General features: G+C 71.9%; 19 protein-coding genes. 11 read left to right on the top strand and 8 right to left on the bottom strand.

Features of this window, described 5'->3' with window-relative positions; all coding sequences use genetic code 11:
* Nucleotides 1–40: 40 nt before the first annotated feature.
* The 3 genes from CRP56_RS08970 to CRP56_RS08960 all read right to left on the bottom strand — a co-directional run bounded on the left by CRP56_RS08970 (nucleotide 41) and on the right by CRP56_RS08960 (nucleotide 4,705).
* Complete coding sequence (locus CRP56_RS08970; protein ID WP_097262004.1) at nucleotides 41–1,621, bottom strand: HoxN/HupN/NixA family nickel/cobalt transporter; 1,581 nt, start codon at nucleotides 1,619–1,621, stop codon at nucleotides 41–43.
* The gene (locus CRP56_RS08965) at nucleotides 1,618–2,994 is read right to left on the bottom strand and encodes a tetratricopeptide repeat protein (RefSeq protein WP_107484043.1); all 1,377 of its coding nucleotides are present in this window, start codon (nucleotides 2,992–2,994) and stop codon (nucleotides 1,618–1,620) included. Before CRP56_RS08965 ends, CRP56_RS08970 begins: the two co-directional genes overlap by 4 nt.
* A 178-nt stretch (nucleotides 2,995–3,172) precedes the next feature.
* Nucleotides 3,173–4,705, bottom strand: coding sequence for a DUF4331 domain-containing protein (locus CRP56_RS08960; RefSeq protein WP_179850972.1), 1,533 nt, complete (start codon nucleotides 4,703–4,705; stop codon nucleotides 3,173–3,175).
* Between the two features lie 209 nt (nucleotides 4,706–4,914).
* Between CRP56_RS08960 and CRP56_RS08955 the strand changes: the two genes are divergently transcribed.
* From CRP56_RS08955 to CRP56_RS08945, 3 genes are all read left to right on the top strand, one after another.
* Nucleotides 4,915–5,457: a sigma-70 family RNA polymerase sigma factor gene (locus CRP56_RS08955; protein WP_097262001.1), complete on the top strand. Its 543-nt coding sequence runs from the start codon at nucleotides 4,915–4,917 to the stop codon at nucleotides 5,455–5,457.
* Nucleotides 5,454–6,299 carry an anti-sigma factor gene (locus CRP56_RS08950; protein WP_097261998.1) on the top strand — a complete coding sequence of 282 codons (846 nt, stop codon included), beginning with the start codon at nucleotides 5,454–5,456 and terminating at the stop codon, nucleotides 6,297–6,299. The genes CRP56_RS08955 and CRP56_RS08950 overlap by 4 nt, the downstream gene beginning before the upstream one ends.
* Before the next feature lie 126 nt (nucleotides 6,300–6,425).
* A complete protein-coding gene (locus CRP56_RS08945; protein WP_097261995.1) occupies nucleotides 6,426–6,695 on the top strand; it encodes a hypothetical protein in 270 nt (89 codons plus the stop codon).
* Between the two features lie 235 nt (nucleotides 6,696–6,930).
* Here CRP56_RS08945 and CRP56_RS08940 read toward each other — a convergent pair whose 3' ends face one another.
* Both CRP56_RS08940 and CRP56_RS08935 read right to left on the bottom strand, forming a co-directional pair.
* Nucleotides 6,931–7,713: an ABC transporter permease gene (locus CRP56_RS08940; protein ID WP_097261993.1), complete on the bottom strand. Its 783-nt coding sequence runs from the start codon at nucleotides 7,711–7,713 to the stop codon at nucleotides 6,931–6,933.
* Entirely contained in the window at nucleotides 7,710–8,660 is a 951-nt protein-coding gene (locus tag CRP56_RS08935; RefSeq protein ID WP_097261990.1) for an ATP-binding cassette domain-containing protein, read from the bottom strand. Before CRP56_RS08935 ends, CRP56_RS08940 begins: the two co-directional genes overlap by 4 nt.
* A gap of 63 nt (nucleotides 8,661–8,723) precedes the next feature.
* On the opposite strand from CRP56_RS08935, the gene CRP56_RS08930 reads away from it, so the two are divergent.
* The gene (locus CRP56_RS08930) at nucleotides 8,724–9,440 is read left to right on the top strand and encodes a TetR/AcrR family transcriptional regulator (RefSeq protein ID WP_097261987.1); all 717 of its coding nucleotides are present in this window, start codon (nucleotides 8,724–8,726) and stop codon (nucleotides 9,438–9,440) included.
* Here CRP56_RS08930 and CRP56_RS08925 read toward each other — a convergent pair.
* Genes CRP56_RS08925 through hmgA form a run of 3 tightly spaced genes read right to left on the bottom strand, consistent with a single transcriptional unit; the run spans nucleotide 9,437 to nucleotide 12,721 of the window.
* Complete coding sequence (locus tag CRP56_RS08925; protein WP_097261985.1) at nucleotides 9,437–10,591, bottom strand: type ISP restriction/modification enzyme; 1,155 nt, start codon at nucleotides 10,589–10,591, stop codon at nucleotides 9,437–9,439. The two genes, CRP56_RS08930 and CRP56_RS08925, sit on opposite strands and share 4 nt — an antisense overlap.
* A gap of 26 nt (nucleotides 10,592–10,617) precedes the next feature.
* Nucleotides 10,618–11,367 carry a GntR family transcriptional regulator gene (locus CRP56_RS08920; RefSeq protein ID WP_097273858.1) on the bottom strand — a complete coding sequence of 250 codons (750 nt, stop codon included), beginning with the start codon at nucleotides 11,365–11,367 and terminating at the stop codon, nucleotides 10,618–10,620.
* Nucleotides 11,368–11,395: 28 nt separating this feature from the next.
* The gene (gene hmgA / locus CRP56_RS08915) at nucleotides 11,396–12,721 is read right to left on the bottom strand and encodes a homogentisate 1,2-dioxygenase (RefSeq protein WP_097261983.1); all 1,326 of its coding nucleotides are present in this window, start codon (nucleotides 12,719–12,721) and stop codon (nucleotides 11,396–11,398) included.
* Nucleotides 12,722–12,900: 179 nt separating this feature from the next.
* Between hmgA and CRP56_RS08910 the strand changes: the two genes are divergently transcribed.
* From CRP56_RS08910 to CRP56_RS08880, 7 genes are all read left to right on the top strand, one after another.
* A complete protein-coding gene (locus CRP56_RS08910) occupies nucleotides 12,901–13,506 on the top strand; it encodes a hypothetical protein (RefSeq protein WP_097261981.1) in 606 nt (201 codons plus the stop codon).
* Entirely contained in the window at nucleotides 13,503–14,132 is a 630-nt protein-coding gene (locus CRP56_RS08905; RefSeq protein WP_097261979.1) for a TetR/AcrR family transcriptional regulator, read from the top strand. The genes CRP56_RS08910 and CRP56_RS08905 overlap by 4 nt, the downstream gene beginning before the upstream one ends.
* A gap of 139 nt (nucleotides 14,133–14,271) precedes the next feature.
* Nucleotides 14,272–16,503: a molybdopterin oxidoreductase family protein gene (locus CRP56_RS08900; RefSeq protein WP_097261976.1), complete on the top strand. Its 2,232-nt coding sequence runs from the start codon at nucleotides 14,272–14,274 to the stop codon at nucleotides 16,501–16,503.
* Nucleotides 16,504–16,625: 122 nt separating this feature from the next.
* Nucleotides 16,626–18,032 carry a CitMHS family transporter gene (locus CRP56_RS08895; protein WP_097261974.1) on the top strand — a complete coding sequence of 469 codons (1,407 nt, stop codon included), beginning with the start codon at nucleotides 16,626–16,628 and terminating at the stop codon, nucleotides 18,030–18,032.
* A gap of 22 nt (nucleotides 18,033–18,054) precedes the next feature.
* Entirely contained in the window at nucleotides 18,055–19,293 is a 1,239-nt protein-coding gene (locus CRP56_RS08890) for an MFS transporter (RefSeq protein ID WP_097261972.1), read from the top strand.
* Between the two features lie 102 nt (nucleotides 19,294–19,395).
* On the top strand, nucleotides 19,396–20,034 hold the full coding sequence (locus CRP56_RS08885) for a hypothetical protein (protein ID WP_097261970.1): 639 nt from the start codon (nucleotides 19,396–19,398) through the stop codon (nucleotides 20,032–20,034).
* Nucleotides 20,035–20,119: 85 nt separating this feature from the next.
* Nucleotides 20,120–21,010 carry a class F sortase gene (locus CRP56_RS08880; protein ID WP_257040307.1) on the top strand — a complete coding sequence of 297 codons (891 nt, stop codon included), beginning with the start codon at nucleotides 20,120–20,122 and terminating at the stop codon, nucleotides 21,008–21,010.
* Nucleotides 21,011–21,065: the final 55 nt, after the last annotated feature.

Raw genomic sequence — 21,065 nt, 5'->3', positions numbered from 1 at the left:
GACTCGGCCTGACTTCGCGTGATTTCTCCCCAAAAGTAGCTCAGCCGAGTGCGGATGCCGCCCCCTTGAGCACCAATCCAGCCCCGAGCGCCACCACGAGGAACGCCGACAACAGGGGCGCGTGCCGCCGCACGAGTGCCGTGACCGGATGCGTGGTCCAGCGCGGACGCCGGTCCAGCAGCCGATTCATCCCGGTACCCAGCCTGACGACGGCGAATCCCGCCGCGCTGAGCGTGAGGGCGAGTCCGACGCCGTACGCGACGACGAGCAGGAACCCGAACCAGGCCTGCCCGAGCGCCATCGCGCCGACGAGCACGACGACCGCGGAGGGGCTGGGGACGAGCCCACCGGCGAAGCCGAGGAGGATCGTGCCGCGGAGGGTGGGGGCGATGGAGTGGGTGTGGGTGAAGCCGCCGTGGGTGTGTGTATGGGTGTGGGAGTGACTGTGGTCGTGGTGGTGGTCATGGTCATGCGCGTGACCGTGGTCATGGTCATGGTCATGTGCGTGGCCGTGATCGTGGTCGTGACCGCCGACCAGCGCCAACTCGCGCTGGGGGGCCGGGGCAGGTGCGTGCGCGTGCCCGTGGGCGCGCTGGTGCCAGGCCCGTCGTACGAGGGTCAGCCCCGCCCCCGTCACCAGTACCCCGCTCGCGACGCCCAGCCAGGTGATGACCGAGGGCGCCGCTCCCGAGCCCGCCGTGACGAGGAGGCCCAGGGCGACCACACCGAGGGTGTGGGTGACCGTGACCGACGCGGCCAGGGGCATGACGTCCTTGAGGCGGGCCTTGCCGCCGCGGGCGGTGGCCACCGCGGCCATGAGGGTCTTGCCGTGGCCCGGTGCGAGCGCGTGGAGCGCGCCGAGGGCGACGGCGATGAGAAGGGCGAGCGCGGCGAAGCCCACGGTGAGGTCGTGGCGGGCGACCAGGGAGTCCAGCGCCCGCGTCCAGCGGTCGGCGCCGCGCGGCAGGACGGAGGCGGCCGGGGCGTCCTCGCGGTCCTCGGCCAGGGCGGGCCCGCCGGGGCGGACACGCACGGAGGCGGTGGTGGTGTCGGCGGGGGAGGAGAGCAACTTCCCGGGGTAGCTGGTCAGTTCGTGGGAGACCGAGGTCTTCGGTACGTCCGACGCGGTGAGGGTCATCCGGTCGCCGCGCGCGGTGATCTCCCGCCAGCCGGGCCCGGAGTCCGTCCCCGCGCTGTGGAAGGTCAGCGCCACGGTCGCGTCCTCGGGGAGCGGCGCCGTCAGCTCGCACTCCACGCGGAGGGTGTGCAGCCCGGCCTGACCGGGCCGGACCGTCGCCTTGCTGCTCCGGACGCTCAGGCTCGCCGCGGCGCCGTCGACCGTGACCTCGCCGCCCTGCGCGGCCGTCTCGCAGCGCTGCCGGGCCCACCCGGTCATGCCCTGCTTCTCGATGTCCGGCTCGGCCTGCGTCGCCGGGATCTCGGCCAGGTCCTCGACATGGTCGACGCGGAGCTGTCCGGGGGCGGCGACGAGTCCGTCGTAGCGGTTGACGGTGAAGTTGCCGAGGGGGTGCGCGCTCGCGCTGCTGGAGGGGACGAGCACGAGCGCGCACACGGCCGTCAGGACGGCCGCACCGGAGGCGAACAGGCGACGGGACTTCACTTGGCCGCCTCCAGGGTCTTCAGTGCCTTACGGGCCTCGGCCGCGCCCAGAGTCGAGAAACCGGGGTTCAGCTTCAGCGCGGCCTTGAGGTGGGAGCGGGCGTCCTTGGTGTGGCCCGTGGCCCGCTCGATGATGCCGCGGTGGTAGAGGAACGCGGCGTTGCGGTAGCCGGTGGCGGTGGCCTGGCGGGCGTAGGGGAGGGCTTCGGCGTCCTTGCCGTTGACGTGCAGGGCCCACGCGAGGGCGTCCGCGGTGTGCACGGTGTGCCGGCGTTTCCACTCGGCGCGGGCCGCGCGCAGCGCCGCGGCCTTGTCGCCGTGGTCGGCGGCGGCGAGGGCGGTGTCGAGGTCGGCGTTGACGCCGTTGGCGCGGGCGAGGGCGATCCAGGCGTCGACGAGCGCGTACTGGTCGTCGGCCTTCTCCTGGTCGCCGGCCTGCTGGTACAGCTCGCCTAGTTCGACGAGCGGGCCGGGCAGCGGATAGCGGGCGACGACGTCCGCCATGGTCTTGAGGGCGCCGGCCCGGTCGCCGCTCGCGGCCTGGGCGCGGGCCCGGCCCTCGAGCGCCGGGATGTAGTCCTCGTCGGCGGCGAGCGCGCGGGCGTAGTCGGTGAGGGCGGCCTTGTAGTCGCCCTGGTTCCACGCGAGTTGACCGAGCTGGGCGGCGACGTACGCCACGTCGCCCGGGGTGGTCGCGGAGCCGAGGGCCTGCTTCAGCACCCGCTCGGCGGTGCCGACGTCGCCGCGCAGCTCCCTCACGTAGGCGTACCGCGTGAAGACCGGGATGCCGGGCTTGCGGTCGTCGGCCGTGTCGGCGGCCTTCGCGGCGTCGCCGTAGCGGCCGAGTTCGACGAGGGCGTCGACGCGGGAGGACAGGGCGCGTTCGTCGTAGGGGTTCTGCTTCAGCACCTGGTCGGCGTACTTCAGGGCGTCGGCGAACTGGTGCCGGGCCGCGGCGAGGGCGGCGCGGCCGGCGAGGGCCTGTTCGTTGTCGGGCGCCAGCTTCAGGGAGCGCGCCAGGGCCTTGTCGGCCTGCGGGTAGCGGGACGGGTCGCCCTTGGTGCGGGCCTGCTCGACGTAGGCGAGACCGAGGGTGGCCCAGCCGCCGAAGTCCTTGGGCTGGGACCGGAGATGGTCCTGGAGGGAGGCGATGCTCGTGTCGAGGTCGCCGCCGGTGAGCAGCGCCGGTGACACGGCACTCGGCGCGGCGGCGGCCGTCGTCGTGGTGCCGCCGTCCCGCAGCGCGCCGACGGCGATGGACCCGGCGGTCAGCGCGATGGCCAGCAGCACGGCCGACCCACCGAGCCGCACCCGCCGCGCGACGGCACTCTCGGCCGACGTCTCCGACTCATCGGCGTTCGTACGCGAGGCCATGCCCTCTCCTAGTTACGAGGCTTGCTGTGCAAGGAAGTTGATGAGCGTGCGACGCGGCCCGCACCGTGGGGGTTGAGTATGTGCGGGCCGCGCCAGTCGAGGGGGGACGACTGCGGATGCTTGGGGGCGCGGGGAACTGCGCGACCAGCCCCCACACACCCGCACCCGAGGAACCGGCCTAGTACGCCCGAGACCTCATCCGCCGCCACCACATGAGACCGCCTCCGATGAGCAGGATCCCGGCGGCGCCCGCCCCGGCAGACGCGGCGATCAGCGTCGTGTCGTCCGACCCTGAAACCCCGGCCGGCTGCAACGCGTCACCCAGCTGGTTGCGGACGTCGGCGCCGTCCGTCGTGCCCTTGGCGAGCGGCCCCCGGGACCCCTCGGTCGGCAGCGCGACGTACGGGAAGGACTTCTCGAAGTCCTTGTCGTTCTTGTCGACGGCGTCGCCCAAGTCGTTCTTGGAACCGACCAGTTCACCCTCGACGACCTGGAGCGACGCGTCGATCACGTCGTCCGTCAGACGGCGCCCGTTCGGGAACCCGGCGTTGTCGCCATCAAGCACACCGAGCCGCTTCGGAGAATCGGTGGGCTTGATGGACGTGTTGAGGCGCAGCTCTTCTGCGGGCCGCACGTAGGGCGGCTGATTCAGCCCCTTCACTCCCTTGAGGAACACGTCCACGAGGTCGTTGCGAGGCTCCTTCGGGGCGGGGATCTTGTAGATCGCCTCGATGAGCTTCGGCAGTTCGGGGTTGGTCACGTTCTTCAGGAACTGCGCGTCGTCCGTGGGCACGGACGCGTTGAACTTGTCCTTGTCCTTCAGCGGGTTGACGACCTCATTGACGAGCGGGTTCCCGAGGCGCGAGACCTGGGAGTAGTAGCCCCGGGCGTTCCTGCGCTGGGTCGTCGACCAGATGCCCACGACCGGCTGGTGCGAGGACTCGGCTATCACGTCGTTCGGCACCTGGAGGGCGATCGAGTTGACGTTGTAGCCCTTGAGCGTGTCGTTGCCGACCTCGCTGAGGTTCCCGCCGTACAGCAGGTCGAAGACGCGCAGGTCCGCGAAGAACGGGTCGTCGGCCTGGCCGGCGAAGGCCGTCGCGTCGCCGGGAAGCTTGTAGACCGCCTGGTCGCGCAGCTTCTCGTAGTTCGGCATGGACGCCTTGCCGACGTTCGACGGCGCCACCGGGATGTCGTCGGCGACCTTCGTCTTGTACTGGACCCTGCCGTACTTCAGCCGGAAGAGCTCGATGTCGTACGTCTGCGTCACGTTCAGGTCCGGGTCGTCGAGGCTGTCGACGACGCCGGTGTTGTACAGGAACGACTTCTTGTTCTTGACGTGCGTCTTGAAGGTGAAGCGGTAGAGCAGGTCGCCCTGTCCGTCACCGTTGTTGTCGATGTGGACGTCGTACTGCGCGTCCTCGGCGAACTGGTAGAAGTTCGGGCCGCCCCCGGGCTCCTCGAACGGGATCCAGTTGGCGATGATCGTCGTCGAGTCCGGCTTGTCGGGGCTGACGAACGCGTACAGGTCGGTGTTGTCGTACTGCGGGGTCCCCGAGATCAGCGGGGCCTCCCGGTGGCTGGAGGCGGAGGCCGCCCCCGGTTCCAGCGTGGCCACGCCGGCGGCGGCGAGCCCGCCGGTGGCCAGCGCAGCGCAGATGAGGGTCGCGAGGCTCCTGCGCCCCGCACCGCTCCTGGAGTTAGGTGTCATGCCGTCCGTCCTCAGTCCCAACTTGCCTGACGCTGGGGGATTCGGAGCGGGGGGCGGGCCGGATTGGTCGAACCTGAAAACTTATTTCCTCGCAGTTGGACCCGCGTTTTCGGCCTTCTGATCCGTAACCCCATCCGGAGGTGTGTTCGTTGCGAATACCTCGTGAGACGGGGCGGCCCAGATGTGGACTCGCGGGAGGGGGAGACGAGTTGGAGGCGGACGAGCTTCTGGTACTCGTGGCCGGCGGTGACCAGAGGGCATTCGAGAAGCTGTACGGACTGGTGTCCGGGCCGGTGTTCGGCCTCGTACGGCGTGTGGTGCGCGATCCCGCGCAGTCCGAGGAGGTGGCCCAGGAAGTGCTGCTGGAGCTCTGGCGGTCCGCCGCGCGGTTCGACCCCGGCCGGGGCAGTGCCCTGTCCTGGGTCCTCACCCTCGCCCACCGGCGGGCCGTGGACCGGGTGCGCAGCGCCCGCGCGGCCGGTGAGCGCGAGCAGCGCGAGGCCTGGCGTGCCCACCACCCCGCCTTCGACCAGGTGACCGAGGAAGTGGAGGCGGGGCTCGAACGCGAGTGGGTGCGCCGCTGCCTGGAACGGCTCACCGACCTCCAGCGGCAGTCCGTCACCCTGGCCTACTACGACGGTTACACCTACCGTGAGGTGGCCGAGCGGCTCTCGCTGCCGCTGGGCACCGTCAAGACCCGGATGCGCGACGGACTGACCCGGCTGCGCGAGTGCCTGGGAGGTGTGGCGTGAGCCTGCTCGACAAACTGCTGCGCCGCGACGACCCGCACTCGCTGGCCGCCCCCTACGCCCTGGACGCGCTGGAGCCGGCCGAGCGGACCCGCTTCGAGAAGCACTTGAGGAACTGTCCGGTCTGCGCCGCCGAGGTCCGCGCGCTGTCCGAGGACGCGGTCCGGCTGGCCTGGTCCACGGCCGCCCCGCCGCCGCCCGCGATGCGGGACCGGGTGCTGGCCGCCGTCCGCACGACCGCACAGGAACAGCCGGTGCGCAGCACGCACGCGCCACAGCTCCCGGCGCATGTCTGGGGCCGCCAGGCGCCGCCCGCTCGCTCCGGGGGCCGGTCCCACGCTTCCGGCAGTGGGGGGGCGCCCCGCGCACGCCGCCCCCTGTTCGTGCCCTTCGCCACCGCCACGGCCGCCGCCGCTCTTGTCGTCGCCTCCCTGTTCGCCGTACAGGCGAACCAGACGCAGGACCAGCTGAACGCCGAGCGCGCCCAGGCACGTGAGATCGCCCACGTTCTCGCGGCTCCGGACGCCCGGGCCAGCACCGGCAAGGACGCGCGGGGCCGCAGCATCGGCGTGGTCGCCTCCGCGGCGGAGGGACAGGCGGTCATCACCCTGAGCGGATACGACGACATCCCGAGCGACCGCGTGAACCAGTTGTGGCTCATGCGCCCCGGCGCGCAACCGCGCTCCCTGGGGCTCTTCGACGCCGACACGCCCTTGGTCGCCAACGGTCTCGACAAGTCCGCCACGTCACTCGCTGTGACCGTCGAGCCCGATGGTGGCTCAGTGCAACCCACCAGCCAGCCGGTTGTCCAACTCGCCCTGAAATCGGTTGGATTCGGAGAGTAATCAAAGAGGGGTCGTCAACGCCCTTACGGGGAAGGTGAATCCTGTGACCTCGATACACGCGTGCCCCGTGGGGGCGATAGGGTTACCCTGCCCGGGCCGGGTGGACTCGTACGGGTGGGGAGTGACATGGAACAGATAACAGTGCGGAGCAGGGCGAGGGTCCCTGCCATCACCTGCGGGAGCAGCGCGACCAGTTCGCGTCTCGACCGCCATCTCGCGGTGCTGGGGGGTCCCGCCGTGCCGCAGCAGAAGACGGCCGAGGCCACCACGCTGATGCGGGAACTGACAGCGCGTGAGCCCGTACGCAACCACAGCGACCAGAAGGCGCGGGTCCGTCGGGTCTCGCTCTTCGCGCCGCTGCGCCGACTGCGTCGTTCGCTGTTCGGCGGGCACTGAGCTCCCGACTCGCGCTCGGGCGGTCGCCCCGGTCCGGCACGGCGCCGCGACCCCGTCGTCCGTCATCCCCACGGCATGCGGCACCCTCCGGGGTGACCGCCCGGCGCGAGTACACACCTTCCCCCCGCCCGCATGAACTCGTCGGCGACACCCACCCGTTGACGAAGAAGCCCCGGGATCACCCGGGGCTCCTCTGTGCCTGTGACCGCTCAACTCACCCGTCGGTCACCGGAATTCATCCCTCGCCGCGCGCGTACCGGCGCACCCCGAGCGGTACGAACACCGCCAGCAGCACCGCGCACCAGGCCAGCGACCCGGCGACCGGATGCGCCACCGGCCAGGCGGCACCCTCCGGGACCGGCGCGTTGCCGAACAGGTCCCGCAGGGCCGTGGTGAGCGCGCTGATCGGATTCCACTCGGCGATCGTGCGCAGCCAGCCCGGCAGGTTGCCGGTCGGGATGTAGGCGTTGGACAGCAGCGGCAGCATGAACGTCGCGCTGCCCAGCTGACCGGCCGCCTCCTCGCTCCGCGTCAGCAGCCCGAGGAAGATCCCGGCCCAGGTGCACGCGAACCGGAACAGCAGCAACAGCCCCACGGCCGCGACCGCCTCGAGCGCCGACCCCTCGATCCGCCACCCCACCGCGAGCCCGACGAGCAGGAACGGCACCGTGCCGACGGCCGTGACGAGCACGTCCGCCACCGCCTGTCCCACCGGTACGGCGGCCCGGCTGACCGGCAGGGTGCGCAGCCGGTCCGTCACGCCCCGGTGGACGTCCTGCGCGGCCTGGAACATGCCGGTCATGATCCCGTTGGCGGCGGTCGCCACAAGGAGGCCCGGCACCAGGAACGAGCGGTACTCCGCGCCCGGCATCGCCAGCGCGCTGCCGAAGACATAGCCGAAGAACAGCAGCATGCTGATCGGCATGGTCTGGGTCAGGATCACCAGCGCCGGGTTGTTGCGGACCCGCAGCAGCTGGCGGCCCAGCATGGCCGTCCCGTCGAAGGCGAGGGTGCTCATGCGGCGACCTCCTGCTCTTGTTGGGCTGTCAGACGCAGGAACACGTCGTCGAGCGTGGGCGGTTTCAGGCTGGCGTCGAGCAACGGCACCCCGGCCGCGTCCAGTTCACGCACCAGCCGGGGCAGCGTGAGCGTGGTGTCCCGGGTGACCGCGCCGACGGCCGCCCGCTCGTGGTCGAACGTCGGCCGTCCGCCGGTGAGCCGGTCGAGCACGCCCGCCGCCTCGACGAGCACCTCCGGATCGGCGACGACGACCTCGACGTAGGTGCCGATGACGGCCTTGAGCTGGGCCGGCGATCCGGTGTGGGCCACCAGCCCCCGGTCCACCAGGGCGATGTCGTCGGCGAGCTGGTCCGCCTCCTCCAGGTACTGCGTGGTCAGCAGGACCGTCGTGCCGTCCTGCTTCAGCGCGCGTACCGCGTCCCAGATGGCGCCGCGGCTCGCCGGGTCGAGGCCGGTCGTCGGCTCGTCCAGGAAGAGGATCTCGGGGCGGCGGACCAGGCTCGCCGCGAGGTCCAGTCGGCGGCGCATCCCACCCGAATAGGTGGACGTGGGCCGGTCGGCGGCCTCGGTCAGCCCGAAGCGCTCCAGCAGCTCACCGGCCCGCTCGTTCGGCGCCCGCATCCGGTGCAGCCGGGCGAACAGCCGCAGGTTCTGCCGCCCGGTGAGGTCCCCGTCGACCGACGCGTACTGCCCGGTCACGCCTATGGCGCGGCGTACGGCGGCGGCCTCGCGGACCAGGTCGTGCCCCGCGACGCTGGCCGACCCGGCGTCCGGGCGCAGCAGCGTCGTCAGCAGCCGTACCGCCGTCGTCTTGCCCGCCCCGTTCGGCCCGAGCACCCCGCAGACCGTGCCCCGCGGGACGGCGAGGTCCAGCCCGCGCAGGGCGCGCACCTCGCCGAACCGCTTCTCCAGACCCTCACTAAGTACAGCGTACGTAGTAGTCATGAGGTGACCATAGCGCACTACGTACGCTGTACGTAACTAGGATGGTGGCCGAGGTGATGATCGATGGCGGGCCGAGCGGCCGTACCCGAAGTGATCTGGGCGCGCCCCGAGCGCGCCGGCCGTGGGCCGAAGCCGGCGTACACCCGTGCCGACATCGCGGCGGCGGCGGTGCGGATCGCCGACGCGGAGGGGCTGGACGGGGTGTCGATGCGGCGGGTCGCGGCCGAGCTGGGCTGCGGGACCATGTCGCTGTACAACTACGTCCCCCGTAAGGAGGACCTGTACGAGCTGATGATCGACGCGATCGGCGCCGAGCACGAGATCCGGGAACCTTCGGGTGACTGGCGGGCCGACATGCTCCGCAACGCGATGGAGACGCGCGGGATCATGCACCGGCACACCTGGGTGCCGCGGCTGATGTCAGGGGTCTACGGGTTCAGCCCGAACAGCCTGCGCTACCTGGAGCACTGCCTGGAGTGCCTGGAGCCGCTCGACCTGCCGTTCGCCACCAAGACGGAGCTGGTCGCGCTGCTCAACGGGGTGGTGACCACGTACACCGCGAACGAGATCGCCACGGCTGAGCGGACACGGTCGATGCCATGGTCAGAGGAGGAGGAGAACGCGGTGCGGATCGCCTACCTCGGGAGTCAGGTGGCGACCGGGGCGTACCCGAGGCTGGCGGCGGCGTTCATGGAGCAGAGCGGGCCGATCGATCTGGAGGGGGTGTTCCGGCGGGCGTTGGAGCGGGTGCTGGACGCGTTCGATCCGGAGAGGCGCTAAAGCAGGGTGAGTTGACCCTCGGGGCCTTCTTCGTGACCGTCGAGCACCGACGCCGGCCCCCGAGCCCAGTCCGGCACCGGCAGCACGCCCGCCCTGCGCAGGTCCGCCGCCCTGATCCCGGACGTCAACTCGTCCTCCAGCGGCTCCACTTCCGCCAGCAGCGCCAACACCGTGATGAGCTCCAGCAGTTCCGATGTCCACGTCTGGGTCCAGGTCGCCGGGCGGATCGCCGCCAGCGTGCCCGGCTCGGGTTCCGCCGTCCGGGCCGTGAACCACTCCTCCAGGACCCGGACCCCGCTCACCTCGTAGTCCCAGGCCTCCGGCGGTACCGGGGAGATGCGGCCCTCGTCCAGGTGGAGGGTCTCCTCGTCGCGGTCGTAATGCAGGGTGAGGGGGCGGGAGGGCAGGGGAGCGCGGACGTAGGGGCGGCGGCCGCCCGGCAGCCGGGGGCGTTCGCCGTCGCGGCGCATGAGCCACAGCAGGCGGTGGCCCGACTCCACGCCCCGCGCCCAGAGTTCGGGGTCGTCGGTGAGCGGGACGGCCAGGTCGGGGCGGATCGCCGTCATGATCCAGGCGAGGACGTCCAGAGGAGCGGGCTGCCGGCCCAGACGCTCGCCCAGCAGCGCCAGCAGCCCCGGCGCCAGGTTCGGTTCGGTGCCTCCGGGGCGGCGGTACAGCGGGCGGACGCGGCCGGGCCGCAGCAGCGGGAACAGCGACGTGGCGACCAGCAGCGGGCCCGGGCCGCCGCCCGCCGTCTCCGCCACGAACACCTGGTCGTCGTCCGCCACCCGCCACAACTCCGGGCGGGCGGAGTCGATCAGACGGTGGTCGGGGATCAACCACTGCTCGTCGAAGGGGGCGTACAGCACCCGGACGGGCTCGGGGCAGGGGCCGGTCGCCCGGATCAGCTTCTCGGTGCCGCCGGTCCGGCCCGGCAACTGCCCCACCGCCGAACGCAGGGTGCGCGAGCGCGTCGGCTCGAACAGGGCCTCGCGATCGGGGCCTTCGGCCTTCAGCAGCGCGTCCCAGCGGGCTTTCAGGGATGCGGAGTCGGGGCCCGCCGGCCACCCCCGGCCGAGCCGCGGCGGTGCGACGGACCACGGCATGAGGTCCGCGAGCAGCGGAGCGTCGTCGTGCGTCACGCTGGGCATCGTACGACTTCGATACGGCACCGGGGTCAGGTCGCCTCCAAGGTCACCGTGAAGGAGAAGCGGTCGCCGCGGTAGTGGATGACCGCCGCGTCCAGCACCTGCCCCTGCGGGTCGTAGGTGACACCGGTGTAGTGCAGGATCGGGCTGAGCAGCGGGACTTGGAGCAGCTGGGCCGTCTCCGGGTCCGCGAGCCGCGCCTCCACGGTGTCCGTGATGCGCCCGATGTCCGCGCCGACGACATCGCGCAGCACCTTGGTCATGGGCCAGCGGACGAGGTCTTCGGGGTCGATACGGGCGGCGAGTTCGGGGCGGACCCAGTTGCGGGCGTGGTTCGTCGGCTCGCCGGTCTTCTCGTCCGAGCGCAGCCGGTGGTACGTCCCCACCTCGTCCAGCCCGGGGAAGTACTCGGTGAGTTCGCCCGGCACCGGCCCCCTGCCGTGGGCGAGGAGTTCCGTGGTCATGCCGGACTGCTGGGCCACGATCGCGTCCACCGAGCCGAGCAGCCGCACCGGCGCGGTCCGCAGCGCCTTCGGCTCGATGAACGTGCCGCGTCGGCGGTGGCGGGTGATCAGCCCCTCGTCCTCCAGCTCCTTCAGCGCCTGCCGCATGGTCAGCACGCTCACCCTGTAGTGCCCCGCCAGCTGCTCCTCGGTGGGCAGCCGCAGCGGGTCCCGGGGCGAACGGCCCAGTATCGAGGCGCGCAGCGACTGCGACACCTGATACCAGAGCGGCAGTTTGCGGTTCAGGACGATCGAGTCCGGGGCGAAGGAGGTCACGGGGAACATCCGTACCGGTAGGGGATCTTCAGTGCAAGGGGCGGAAGTGCCGCTCCATGCTCTGCCACACGTCGTCGTAGTGCCGTTGCAGATGGTCCGCGCGGGCCGCGTGCGCGGTGAGCGTCACCGGCCACCGCGTCTCGAACATGAACGCCAGCCCGTCGTCCACCTTCTGCGGCTTCAGTTCGGCCGCGCTCGCCTTGTCGAAGGTCTCCCGGTCCGGACCGTGTGCCGACATCATGTTGTGCAGCGATCCGCCGCCGGGCACAAAGCCCCCGGGGCCGGAAGTCTTCGCGTCGTAGGCTCCCTCGATCAGGCCCATGTACTCGCTCATCACGTTCCGGTGGAAGTACGGCGGCCGGAAGGTGTCCTCGCCGACCAGCCAGCGCGGCGCGAAGACGACGAAGTCGACCCCGGCGAGCCCGGGGGTGTCGCTCGGCGACGTCAGCACCGTGAAGATCGACGGGTCCGGGTGGTCGTACGAGATCGTCCCGATGACGTTGAAGCGGCGCAGGTCGTAGACGTACGGCACGAGGTTGCCGTGCCAGGCGACGACGTCCAGCGGGGAGTGGTCGTAGGTGGCCGTCCAGAGGTTGCCGCAGAACTTGTTCACCACCTCCACCGGGCCCTCGACGTCCTCGTACGCGGCGACGGGTGCCTTGAAGTCCCGGGCGTTCGCCAGGCCGTTGGCGCCGATCGGGCCGAGGTCGGGGAGGCGGAAGGGGGCGCCGTAGTTCTCGCAGACGTAGCCGCGGGCCGACGCGTCGAGGAGCTCCACCCGGAAGCGGACGCCGCGCGGGATCAGGGCGACATGGCCGGGCTCGGCGTGCAGCAGCCCGAACTCGGTGCGCAGCAGGAGGCCGCCGCGCTCCGGGACGATCAGCAGCTCGCCGTCGGCGTCGCTGAAGACCCGGTCCATGGAGTCGGTGGCGTGGTAGAGGTGCACGGCCATGCCGGAGCGCTGGGCCACGTCGCCGTTGCCGCCGAGGGTCCACAGGCCGGCCAGGAAGTCGGTGCCCTCGGCGGGCTCGGGGAGGGGGTTCCAGCGCAGCCGGTTCGGGTCGGGGACGGACTCGGTGAAGGGGGCCGTACGGAGCCGGCCGTTGTGGGTGTGGGTGAACGCCGGGTGGGCGGCCGAGGGGCGGATGCGGTACAGCCAGGAGCGGCGGTTGTGCGCGCGGGGCTCGGTGAAAGCCGTGCCGCTCAGTTGCTCCGCGTACAGGCCGAGGGGGGCGCGCTGCGGTGAGTTGCGGCCCTCCGGCAGGGCCCCCGGGGCCGCCTCCGAGCTGTGCTCGTTGCCGAACCCGGAGAGGTAGGTGAGTCCCTCCGCGGTCTTCCGCATGTCCCCGCTCATGATCGCTCCCTCGCGGTCTGATTCCTATGGTCCACCGTAGGATTGCGATTTCGCCTCCGCAAGAGGTGCCCCGAGCCCGCGCCGGACGGGGGTTGGGGGTCCGGCCTCCTCATCAGGGAGGAGGAGAACCCACCTCCAGGGGGATCCGACTTCCGGACGGCTGTTCTACTCTCGCCGTCATGACGTGGACGCGGGCCCTCCCGGCCGCGCTCGCGGTCTGTGTCCTAGTGCTGACCGGAACCGCGAGCTGCGACGCCGGCGATGCGGGGCAGAAGGAGAAAGCGGTCTCACCTTCACCGGTGGGCAAGGTCCTCAAGGACACCGACGAGGAAGGGCGGCACTACCGCGAGGTGGACGGCAAGGACGCCCCCGAGGTCGGCATCGAGGTCACGCCCGACACCGACGGCGGCTGGGACGTACGCCTGACCCTCACCCGCTTCCGCTTCTCGCCGCCGGGCGCCAGGGCGACACCGGTGGAGGGGCGCGGGCTCGCCTACCTGTACGTCGACGGCGACCTCGTCACCCGGCTGCGCACCCCTGAGTACCGAATCCCCGGCGACCTCGTCCCGCGCGGCACCCACACCGTCACCGCCCGGCTCTACGCCGACGACGGCACCGTGTGGGCGGCCGACGGCGACCCCGTGGAGAGCACGGCGGACATCACGGTGTCCGGCGCGGAGGGCACGCCGGACACGTCGGTCTCCCCGGACGTACTGAGTGCACCGGGCACGTATGTGCGTACTGGGGGGCGAGGTTCACCGGACCGCGCCGGAAAGGCATCATGAAGCCCGTGCCCCACGCGACACCCGCGACCCCCGAGCCGCCGCTGCGCCGAGCGCCCGTGCAGCGGCGCAGCGCCGAACGGCTGACCAGGATTCTCGACGCCTGCGCCGACCTCCTCGACGAGGTCGGCTACGACGACCTGAGCACCCGGGCCGTCGCCCAGCGGGCCGGCGTCCCCATCGGCTCCGTGTACCGCTTCTTCGGCAACAAACGGCAGATGGCCGACGCCCTCGCCCAGCGCAACCTCGAACGCTTCAGCGAGCAGGTCGGCGAACGCCTCAAGGGCGCCGACGGAGGCTGGCGGGACGCCCTGGACGCCGTCCTCGACGAGTACCTCGCCATGAAGCGCACCGCGCCCGGCTTCTCCCTCGTCGACTTCGGAAACCAGATCCCGGTGGGCACCCGCGCCGAACCCAACCACCGCGTCGCCGACCGCCTCACCGCACTCCTCTCCGGCTACCTCGACCGCGAGCCCGACGAGGACCTGCGCCGCGCCTTCCTCGTCGCCGTGGAGACCGCGGACACCCTCGTGCATCTGGCGTTCCGGATGGCGCCGGAGGGGGACGAACGGATCATCGCGGAGGCCCGGGAGATGATCCGCGCCTATCTCGCGCGCGTGCTGGACTGACCTCAGCCTGCGCGGCCCCCGCGCAAGCACTCCGCTCCCTGTCGACCGCGGCCCGCACCGCCCCCGCGCAGGGGCTCCCCTCCATGCCTACTGGTCGGTATGCTCGGCCAGGACCGGCACCGCTGCCCCGGGAGGACCCGTGTCCCGCACCGCCCTGCGTATCTGCCCCCTGTGCGAGGCCACCTGCGGCCTCACCCTCACCATCGAGGGGACCCGGGTCACCGGCGCCCGCGGCGATCGCGACGACGTGTTCAGCCGGGGCTTCATCTGCCCCAAGGGCGCCTCCTTCGGGGCCGTCGACGGCGACCCCGACCGGCTGCGCACCCCGCTGGTCCGCAAGGACGGCGAGCTGCGCGAGGCCACCTGGGAGGAGGCCTTCGACGCGGTGGCCGTCGGGATCAGGACGGCCGTGGAGCGGTACGGTCCGAACGCCGTCGGCGTGGTGCTCGGCAACCCCAACGTGCACACCATGGCCGGCGCCCTCTACCCGCCGGTGCTGCTCGCCGGCCTCGGCACCCGCAGCGTCTTCACCGCCTCGACGGTCGACCAGATGCCCAAGCACGTCTCCAGCGGGCTGCTCTTCGGCGACGCCAACGCGATCCCGGTGCCCGACCTCGACCACACCGACCATCTGCTGCTCATCGGCGCCAACCCCCTCGAGTCCAACGGCAGTCTGTGCACCGCCCCCGACTTCCCCGGCAAGCTCAAGGCGCTCAAGGCCCGCGGCGGCACCCTCACCGTCATCGACCCGCGCCGCACCCGCACCGCCAAGCTCGCCGACCGCCACCTCGCGATCCGCCCCGGGGCCGACGCGCTGCTGCTGGCGGCGATGACGTACACCCTCTTCGAGGAAGACCTCGTCGACACGGGGGAGTTGACCCCGCATCTCCAGGGGCTCGACGAACTCCGTGACGCCGTACGGGACTTCACCCCCGAGGCGGTCGCCGACGCCTGTGACGTCGACGCCGGCACCATCCGCACCCTCGCCCGTGAACTCGCCGCCGCGCCCACCGCCGCCGTCTACGCCCGCATCGGCAGCTGCACCGTCCCGCACGGCACGCTCGCCAGCTGGCTGGTCGACGTGCTGAACATCCTCACCGGCAACCTCGACCGGCCCGGCGGCGCCCTCTTCCCGCAGGCCGCCACCGACCGCACACCCCGGCCCGCCGGCCCCAGCCACGGCTTCGCGCTCGGGCGCTGGCACTCCCGGGTGAGCCGGCACCCCGAGGCCAAGGGCGAGCTGCCGATCTCCGCGCTCGCCCAGGAGATCGACACCGCGACCGAGGAGGGCGAGCCGATCCGGGTGGTCGTCACCGTCGCCGCCAACCCCGTCCTGTCGGTGCCCGACGGCGACCGGCTCGACAAGGCCCTCGGCGGGCTCGACTTCATGGTTAGCGTCGACCCCTACCTCAACGAGACCTCGCGCCACGCCGACGTCGTGCTGCCCCCGCCGCCGCCCTCGCAGAGCCCGCACCACGACTTCGCCTTCAACACCCTCGCCGTCCGCAACCAGGTCCGCTACACCCGCCCCGCGGTCCCGCTGGAGCCCGGCCGGATGGCCGAGACGGAGATCCTCGCCCGGCTGGTCCTCGCCGCGACCGGCATGCACGGCGCCGACCCGTCGGCCGTGGACGACCTGGTCATCGGGCAGACCCTCGGCAAGGCGGTCAAGGAGCCGTACTCGCCCGTGCACGGCCGTGACGCCAAGGAACTCGCCGGTCTCCTGACCGGCGTCACCGGCCCCGAGCGACGGCTCGACATGATGCTGCGCCTCGGTCCCTACGGCGACGGCTTCGGCGTACGACCGGACGGGCTGAGCCTGGAGAAGCTGCTGGCACATCCGCACGGCATCGACCTCGGGCCGCTCGCCTCCCGGCTGCCGCAGCCACTGAAGACCCGCAGCGGGAAGGTGGAGCTGCTGCCGCAGCCGATCGCCGACGACCTGCCGCGCCTGCGGCAGGCCATGGCCGAGCGCGCCGATGGGCTGGTCCTCGTCGGCCGCCGTCATCTGCGCTCCAACAACAGCTGGATGCACAACGTCCCCGCCCTCACCGGCGGCACCAACCGCTGCACCCTGCACATCCACCCCGAGGACGCCGCAGGTCTCGGGCTCGTCGACGGGCAGGCGATCGGGGTGAAGGGGGCCGGGGGAGCCGTGACCGCGCCCGTGGAGATCACCGACACCGTGCGCCGGGGCGTGGTCAGCCTCCCGCACGGCTGGGGTCACGACCGCCCCGGGACCCGGATGAACCACGCCGCCCAGGACCCCGGTGTCAACGTGAACCAACTGCTCGACGGCCGTCTCCTGGACCCGCTGTCAGGCAACGCGGTCCTCAACGCCGTACCGGTCAAGTTGATCACAAAGCTGTGACCTGCAGTTTTGCGCTTATTGCTCGCACGTCAACGTCTTGTTAACACCGCTTGACGGCGCCTAACGTCCATCGCACCGCCGGCCCTGGTGGGAGTTCAAGGGCGAACGTTAGGTATCCACTCATGCTGACCATCCTCGGCTTCGCCATGATCGCGACCTTCCTGGTCCTGATCATGATGAAGAAGATGTCGCCGATCGCGGCGCTCGTACTGATCCCGGCACTGTTCTGTGTGTTCGTCGGTAAGGGCGCCAAGCTCGGTGACTACGTCATCGACGGCGTCACCAGCCTCGCCCCCACCGCGGCGATGCTCATGTTCGCGATCGTCTACTTCGGTGTGATGATCGACGTCGGCCTCTTCGACCCGATCGTGCGGGGCATCCTGAAGTTCGCGAAGGCCGACCCGATGCGGATCGTCGTCGGCACCGCGATCCTCGCCGCGATCGTCTCCCTCGACGGCGACGGCTCCACCACCTTCATGATCACCGTCTCGGCGATGTACCCGCTGTACAAGCGCCTGAAGATGAGCCTGGTCGTGATGACCGGTGTCGCCGCCATGGCCAACGGCGTGATGAACACCCTGCCGTGGGGCGGCCCGACCGCCCGTGCCGCCACCGCGCTCAAGCTCGACGCCAGCGACATCTTCGTCCCGATGATCCCGGCCCTCGCGGTCGGCCTGGTCGGCGTGTTCGTCATGTCGTACTTCTTCGGACTGCGCGAGCGCAGGCGCCTGGGCGTGCTCACGCTGGACGAGGTCCTGGTGGAGGAGAAGGAGTCCGAGACGGTTCTCGTGGGCGCCGGTTCCGGTAACACGAAGGCTCCTGTGACCTCCGGAGGAGCCGGCAACGGCACCGGCACGGACGCCGAGGACGACGAGGAGCAGGAGCGCTTCACGGTCCTCGACCCCCAGCGCGCCACCCTGCGTCCCAAGCTGTACTGGTTCAACGCCCTGGTCACCGTCACCCTGCTGACCGCCATGATCATGGAGTGGCTGCCGATCCCGGTGCTGTTCATGCTCGGTGCCGCGCTCGTCCTCACCGTCAACTTCCCGCACATCCCCGACCAGAAGGCCCGGCTCGCCGCCCACGCCGACAACGTCCTCAACGTCTCCGGCATGGTCTTCGCCGCCGCCGTCTTCACCGGCGTCCTCCAGGGCACCGGCATGGTCGACCACATGGCCCGCTGGATGGTCGACGTCATCCCCGAGGGCATGGGCCCGCACATGGCCCTCGTCACCGGCGTCCTGAGCCTTCCGCTCACCTACTTCATGTCCAACGACGGCTTCTACTTCGGTGTCCTGCCGGTCCTCGCCGAGGCCGGCGCCGCCCACGGCGTCTCGCCGCTGGAGATGGCCCGCGCCTCCCTCGTCGGCCAGCCGCTGCACATGTCGAGCCCGCTCGTCCCGGCCGTGTACGTCCTGGTCGGCATGGCCAAGGTGGAGTTCGGCGACCACACGAAGTTCGTGGTCAAGTGGGCCGCGCTCACCTGCCTGATCATCCTCGGGGCGGGCATCCTCTTCGGCATCATCTGACCCTCACAGGGAGAACCCGATCATGGTGCCCGGCAGGAACCGCGGCTGGCTGCTCCGCCTCGTCATCGCCTTCAGCTTCGCGCAGGGGGCGGTGTCGATGGCCCGGCCCGCCGTCTCCTACCGGGCCCTTGCGCTGGGCGCGGACGAACAGGCCATCGGCGTCATCGCGGGGGTCTACGCCCTGCTCCCGCTGTTCGCCGCGGTCCCGCTGGGCCGGCGCACCGACCACGGCCGCTGCGCGCCCCTGCTGCCCGTCGGCGTGGTCCTGATAGCGGGCGGCTGCGCACTGAGCGGTGTCGTCAACTCCCTGTGGGCGATGGCGATCTGGAGCGGCGTGATGGGCCTCGGCCATCTCTGCTTCGTGATCGGCGCGCAGTCCCTGGTCGCCCGCCAGTCCGCCCCGCACGAACAGGACCGCAACTTCGGCCACTTCACCATCGGCGCCTCCCTCGGCCAGCTCGTCGGCCCGGTCGCCGCGGGCGCGCTGATCGGCGGCAAGGACATGGCCGGCACAAGCGCGCTCGCCCTGCTCGTCGCGGGGGCGGGCGCCGCGGTCGCGTTCACCTCGCTGTGGCGCATCGAGGACCGTACGGCGGTCAAGTCCCGTGCGGAGCAAGGCGACCGGGTCCCCGTCGGACGCATCCTGCGCGCCCGGGGCGTTCCCGCCGGCATCTTCATCAGCCTCGCCGTCCTCTCCGCGACCGACATCCTCACCGCCTACCTCCCGGTGGTCGGCGAGCACCGCGGTATCGCCCCCTCCGTGATCGGCCTCCTGCTCAGCCTCCGCGCGGCGGCCACGATCGCCTGCCGGCTGGTGCTGACCCCGCTGCTGCGGCTGCTGGGCCGCGCCATGCTGCTGACGGTCACCTGTCTGCTGGCGGCCCTGCTGTGCGCCGGCATCGCGCTGCCGGTGCCGGTGTGGGCGCTCGCGCTGATGCTGGCCGTGCTCGGCTTCTGCCTCGGCGTCGGACAGCCGCTGTCCATGACGACGGTCGTGCAGGCGGCCCCCGACGGCGCCCGCTCCACCGCCCTCGCCCTGCGCCTGACCGGCAACCGCCTCGGCCAGGTCGCCGCACCGGCCACGGCCGGCCTGGTCGCGGGCGTCGCGGGCGTGGCGGCCCCCTTCGTGATGCTGGGCGCGCTGCTGCTCCTGTCGGCGGGGGTGGCGCTGCGGTCGCCGGCGCGGCCGGCCGGGGAGGCGGGGGCGGCGCCCGGGTTCCGCCGTTCGGGAACGGCTGTGGGCCGTAAGGAGGATGCCTGACGGTGTGTCGGGCCGTGTCCTCACGCATGAGGCGGCACATGTGACACAGAGTCAGACGCGATGCGATTTGTATGAAAATCGCCTGACTCGGAGGAACTACGCATGCCCATCGCCGCCCGTCCCCGCCGCGCCAGCGGCCGTACAGCAGCCCTCGCCGCGCTCACCGTCGCCGCCGGCACCGTACTGATCGGCGTACCTGGCACCGCCGCGGCGGCCCCCGGCGACAACGGAGACGTCAAGATCCACAACCCCGACACGGACCCCGGCGACCCCAGGAACGAGCCGAAGGTCTGTGAGTTCTATCTGGACGCCCTCAACTTCGACGCTCTTGAGCACTTCACCTACACCATCGACGGGCAGGGCAACGGACCGAACGCGGGCACCGGGCACCTCTCGGGCAGCGCCACGGCAGACGCCAACGGTGCCGCGCACACCGGGACGCTGACGCTGCCCGACGGGCTGTACAAGCTCGTCTGGAAGGGCGACAACTGGCAGGGCGCGGGCAAGCAGAAGGTGTTCACCGTCGACTGCACGAGCCCGAGCCCCAGCCCGACGCCGACCCCGACGTCGACGAGGCCGGGCGGCGGTCCGGGCGGCCCCAACGGCGGCCCGCCGGCCGGCGGTGGCGGACTCGCCCGGGACGCGGCGATGGGGCCGGTCGCCGGTGCGGCGGCAGTGGGTCTGGCCGCGGCCGGCGGTGCGGTGTGGCTGCGGCTTCGCCGTCGCCCGCATGGCGCGTAGCGGTCCCAGGCGCGCGCCTCGGCGCGGGCACCGGCCCGGACCACGGCGCCCGACGCGGGCCTACCGGCTGGCGCGGACGGCGGCGGTGGCCGGATGCCTGATCCTGGCCGGCGTGCTGTGGACGCACGACGAGGATCCCGGTGGGGCGGCGGCGACCGACGAGACGGTCGCCGCCGCCGGGCGGGGGATCGCGGGCGGGGTGGGGGCCGGTGGTGGGCCGGGTGCCGCCGGAGCTCCGGGTGTACGGGGCGAGGTGGGCCCCGCACCCGAGGAACTGCCCGCCAGAGGCACCGGCCTGCACCTGCCGCCGACCGCCTCGACCGCCCCCGCGGCTCCCGGCGCTCCAGGTGCTCCAGGCGCGCCGGGCACTCCAGGCGCCGACAGCGCTGGGCAACCGGCGACCGCGCCCGGCGCGCGCCGGGCACCGGCCCAGTCGGCCCGCCCCGGCGCGCAGGGCGTACGTCCGCCTCGCCACCGGGCGGCTCCGGCGCTCCGCACCCTGCCGCCCTCCCGGGCCACCCGGATCCTCATCCCCTACCTGGACGTCGACGCCCCGGTCACAGACCTGCGCCTCGACCGGAACCGGCGCCTGGGGGCACCGCCGGGTGATGATCCGAACCTCGTGGGCTGGTACCGGGACGGTCCCGCTCCCGGCGGGCAGGGCACCGCCGTGGCCGTGGGTCATCTGGACACCGACACCGGCGGCGCGGTCTTCGCGGGCCTGTCCGAGCTGAAGCGCGGACGCCTGATCGAGGTGCGGCGGGCGGACGGTCGTACCGCCGTATACACCGTCGACGCCATCCGGGAGTTCGAGAAGGCGCACTTCCCCGACCGGGAGGTCTACGGCGCCCGGGGCCGCGCCGAGCTGCGGCTCATCACCTGCGGTGGCAACTATGACCGCAGAAAAGGCTACTCGGGCAACCTTGTCGTCTTCGCCCACCTGGTGGCGGCCCGGGAGGCACCCGCCCGGCGCTGAATCTGGCCGTCCGGTTTCTCACCTGCTGGACCGTGCCGTCCGATCCTGCCCATTC

Origin of the sequence: Streptomyces sp. TLI_55 (assembly GCF_900206255.1) — a bacterium.
GTDB lineage: Bacteria > Actinomycetota > Actinomycetes > Streptomycetales > Streptomycetaceae > Streptomyces > Streptomyces aquilus.
This window is presented reverse-complemented; position numbering and strand designations above follow the sequence as displayed.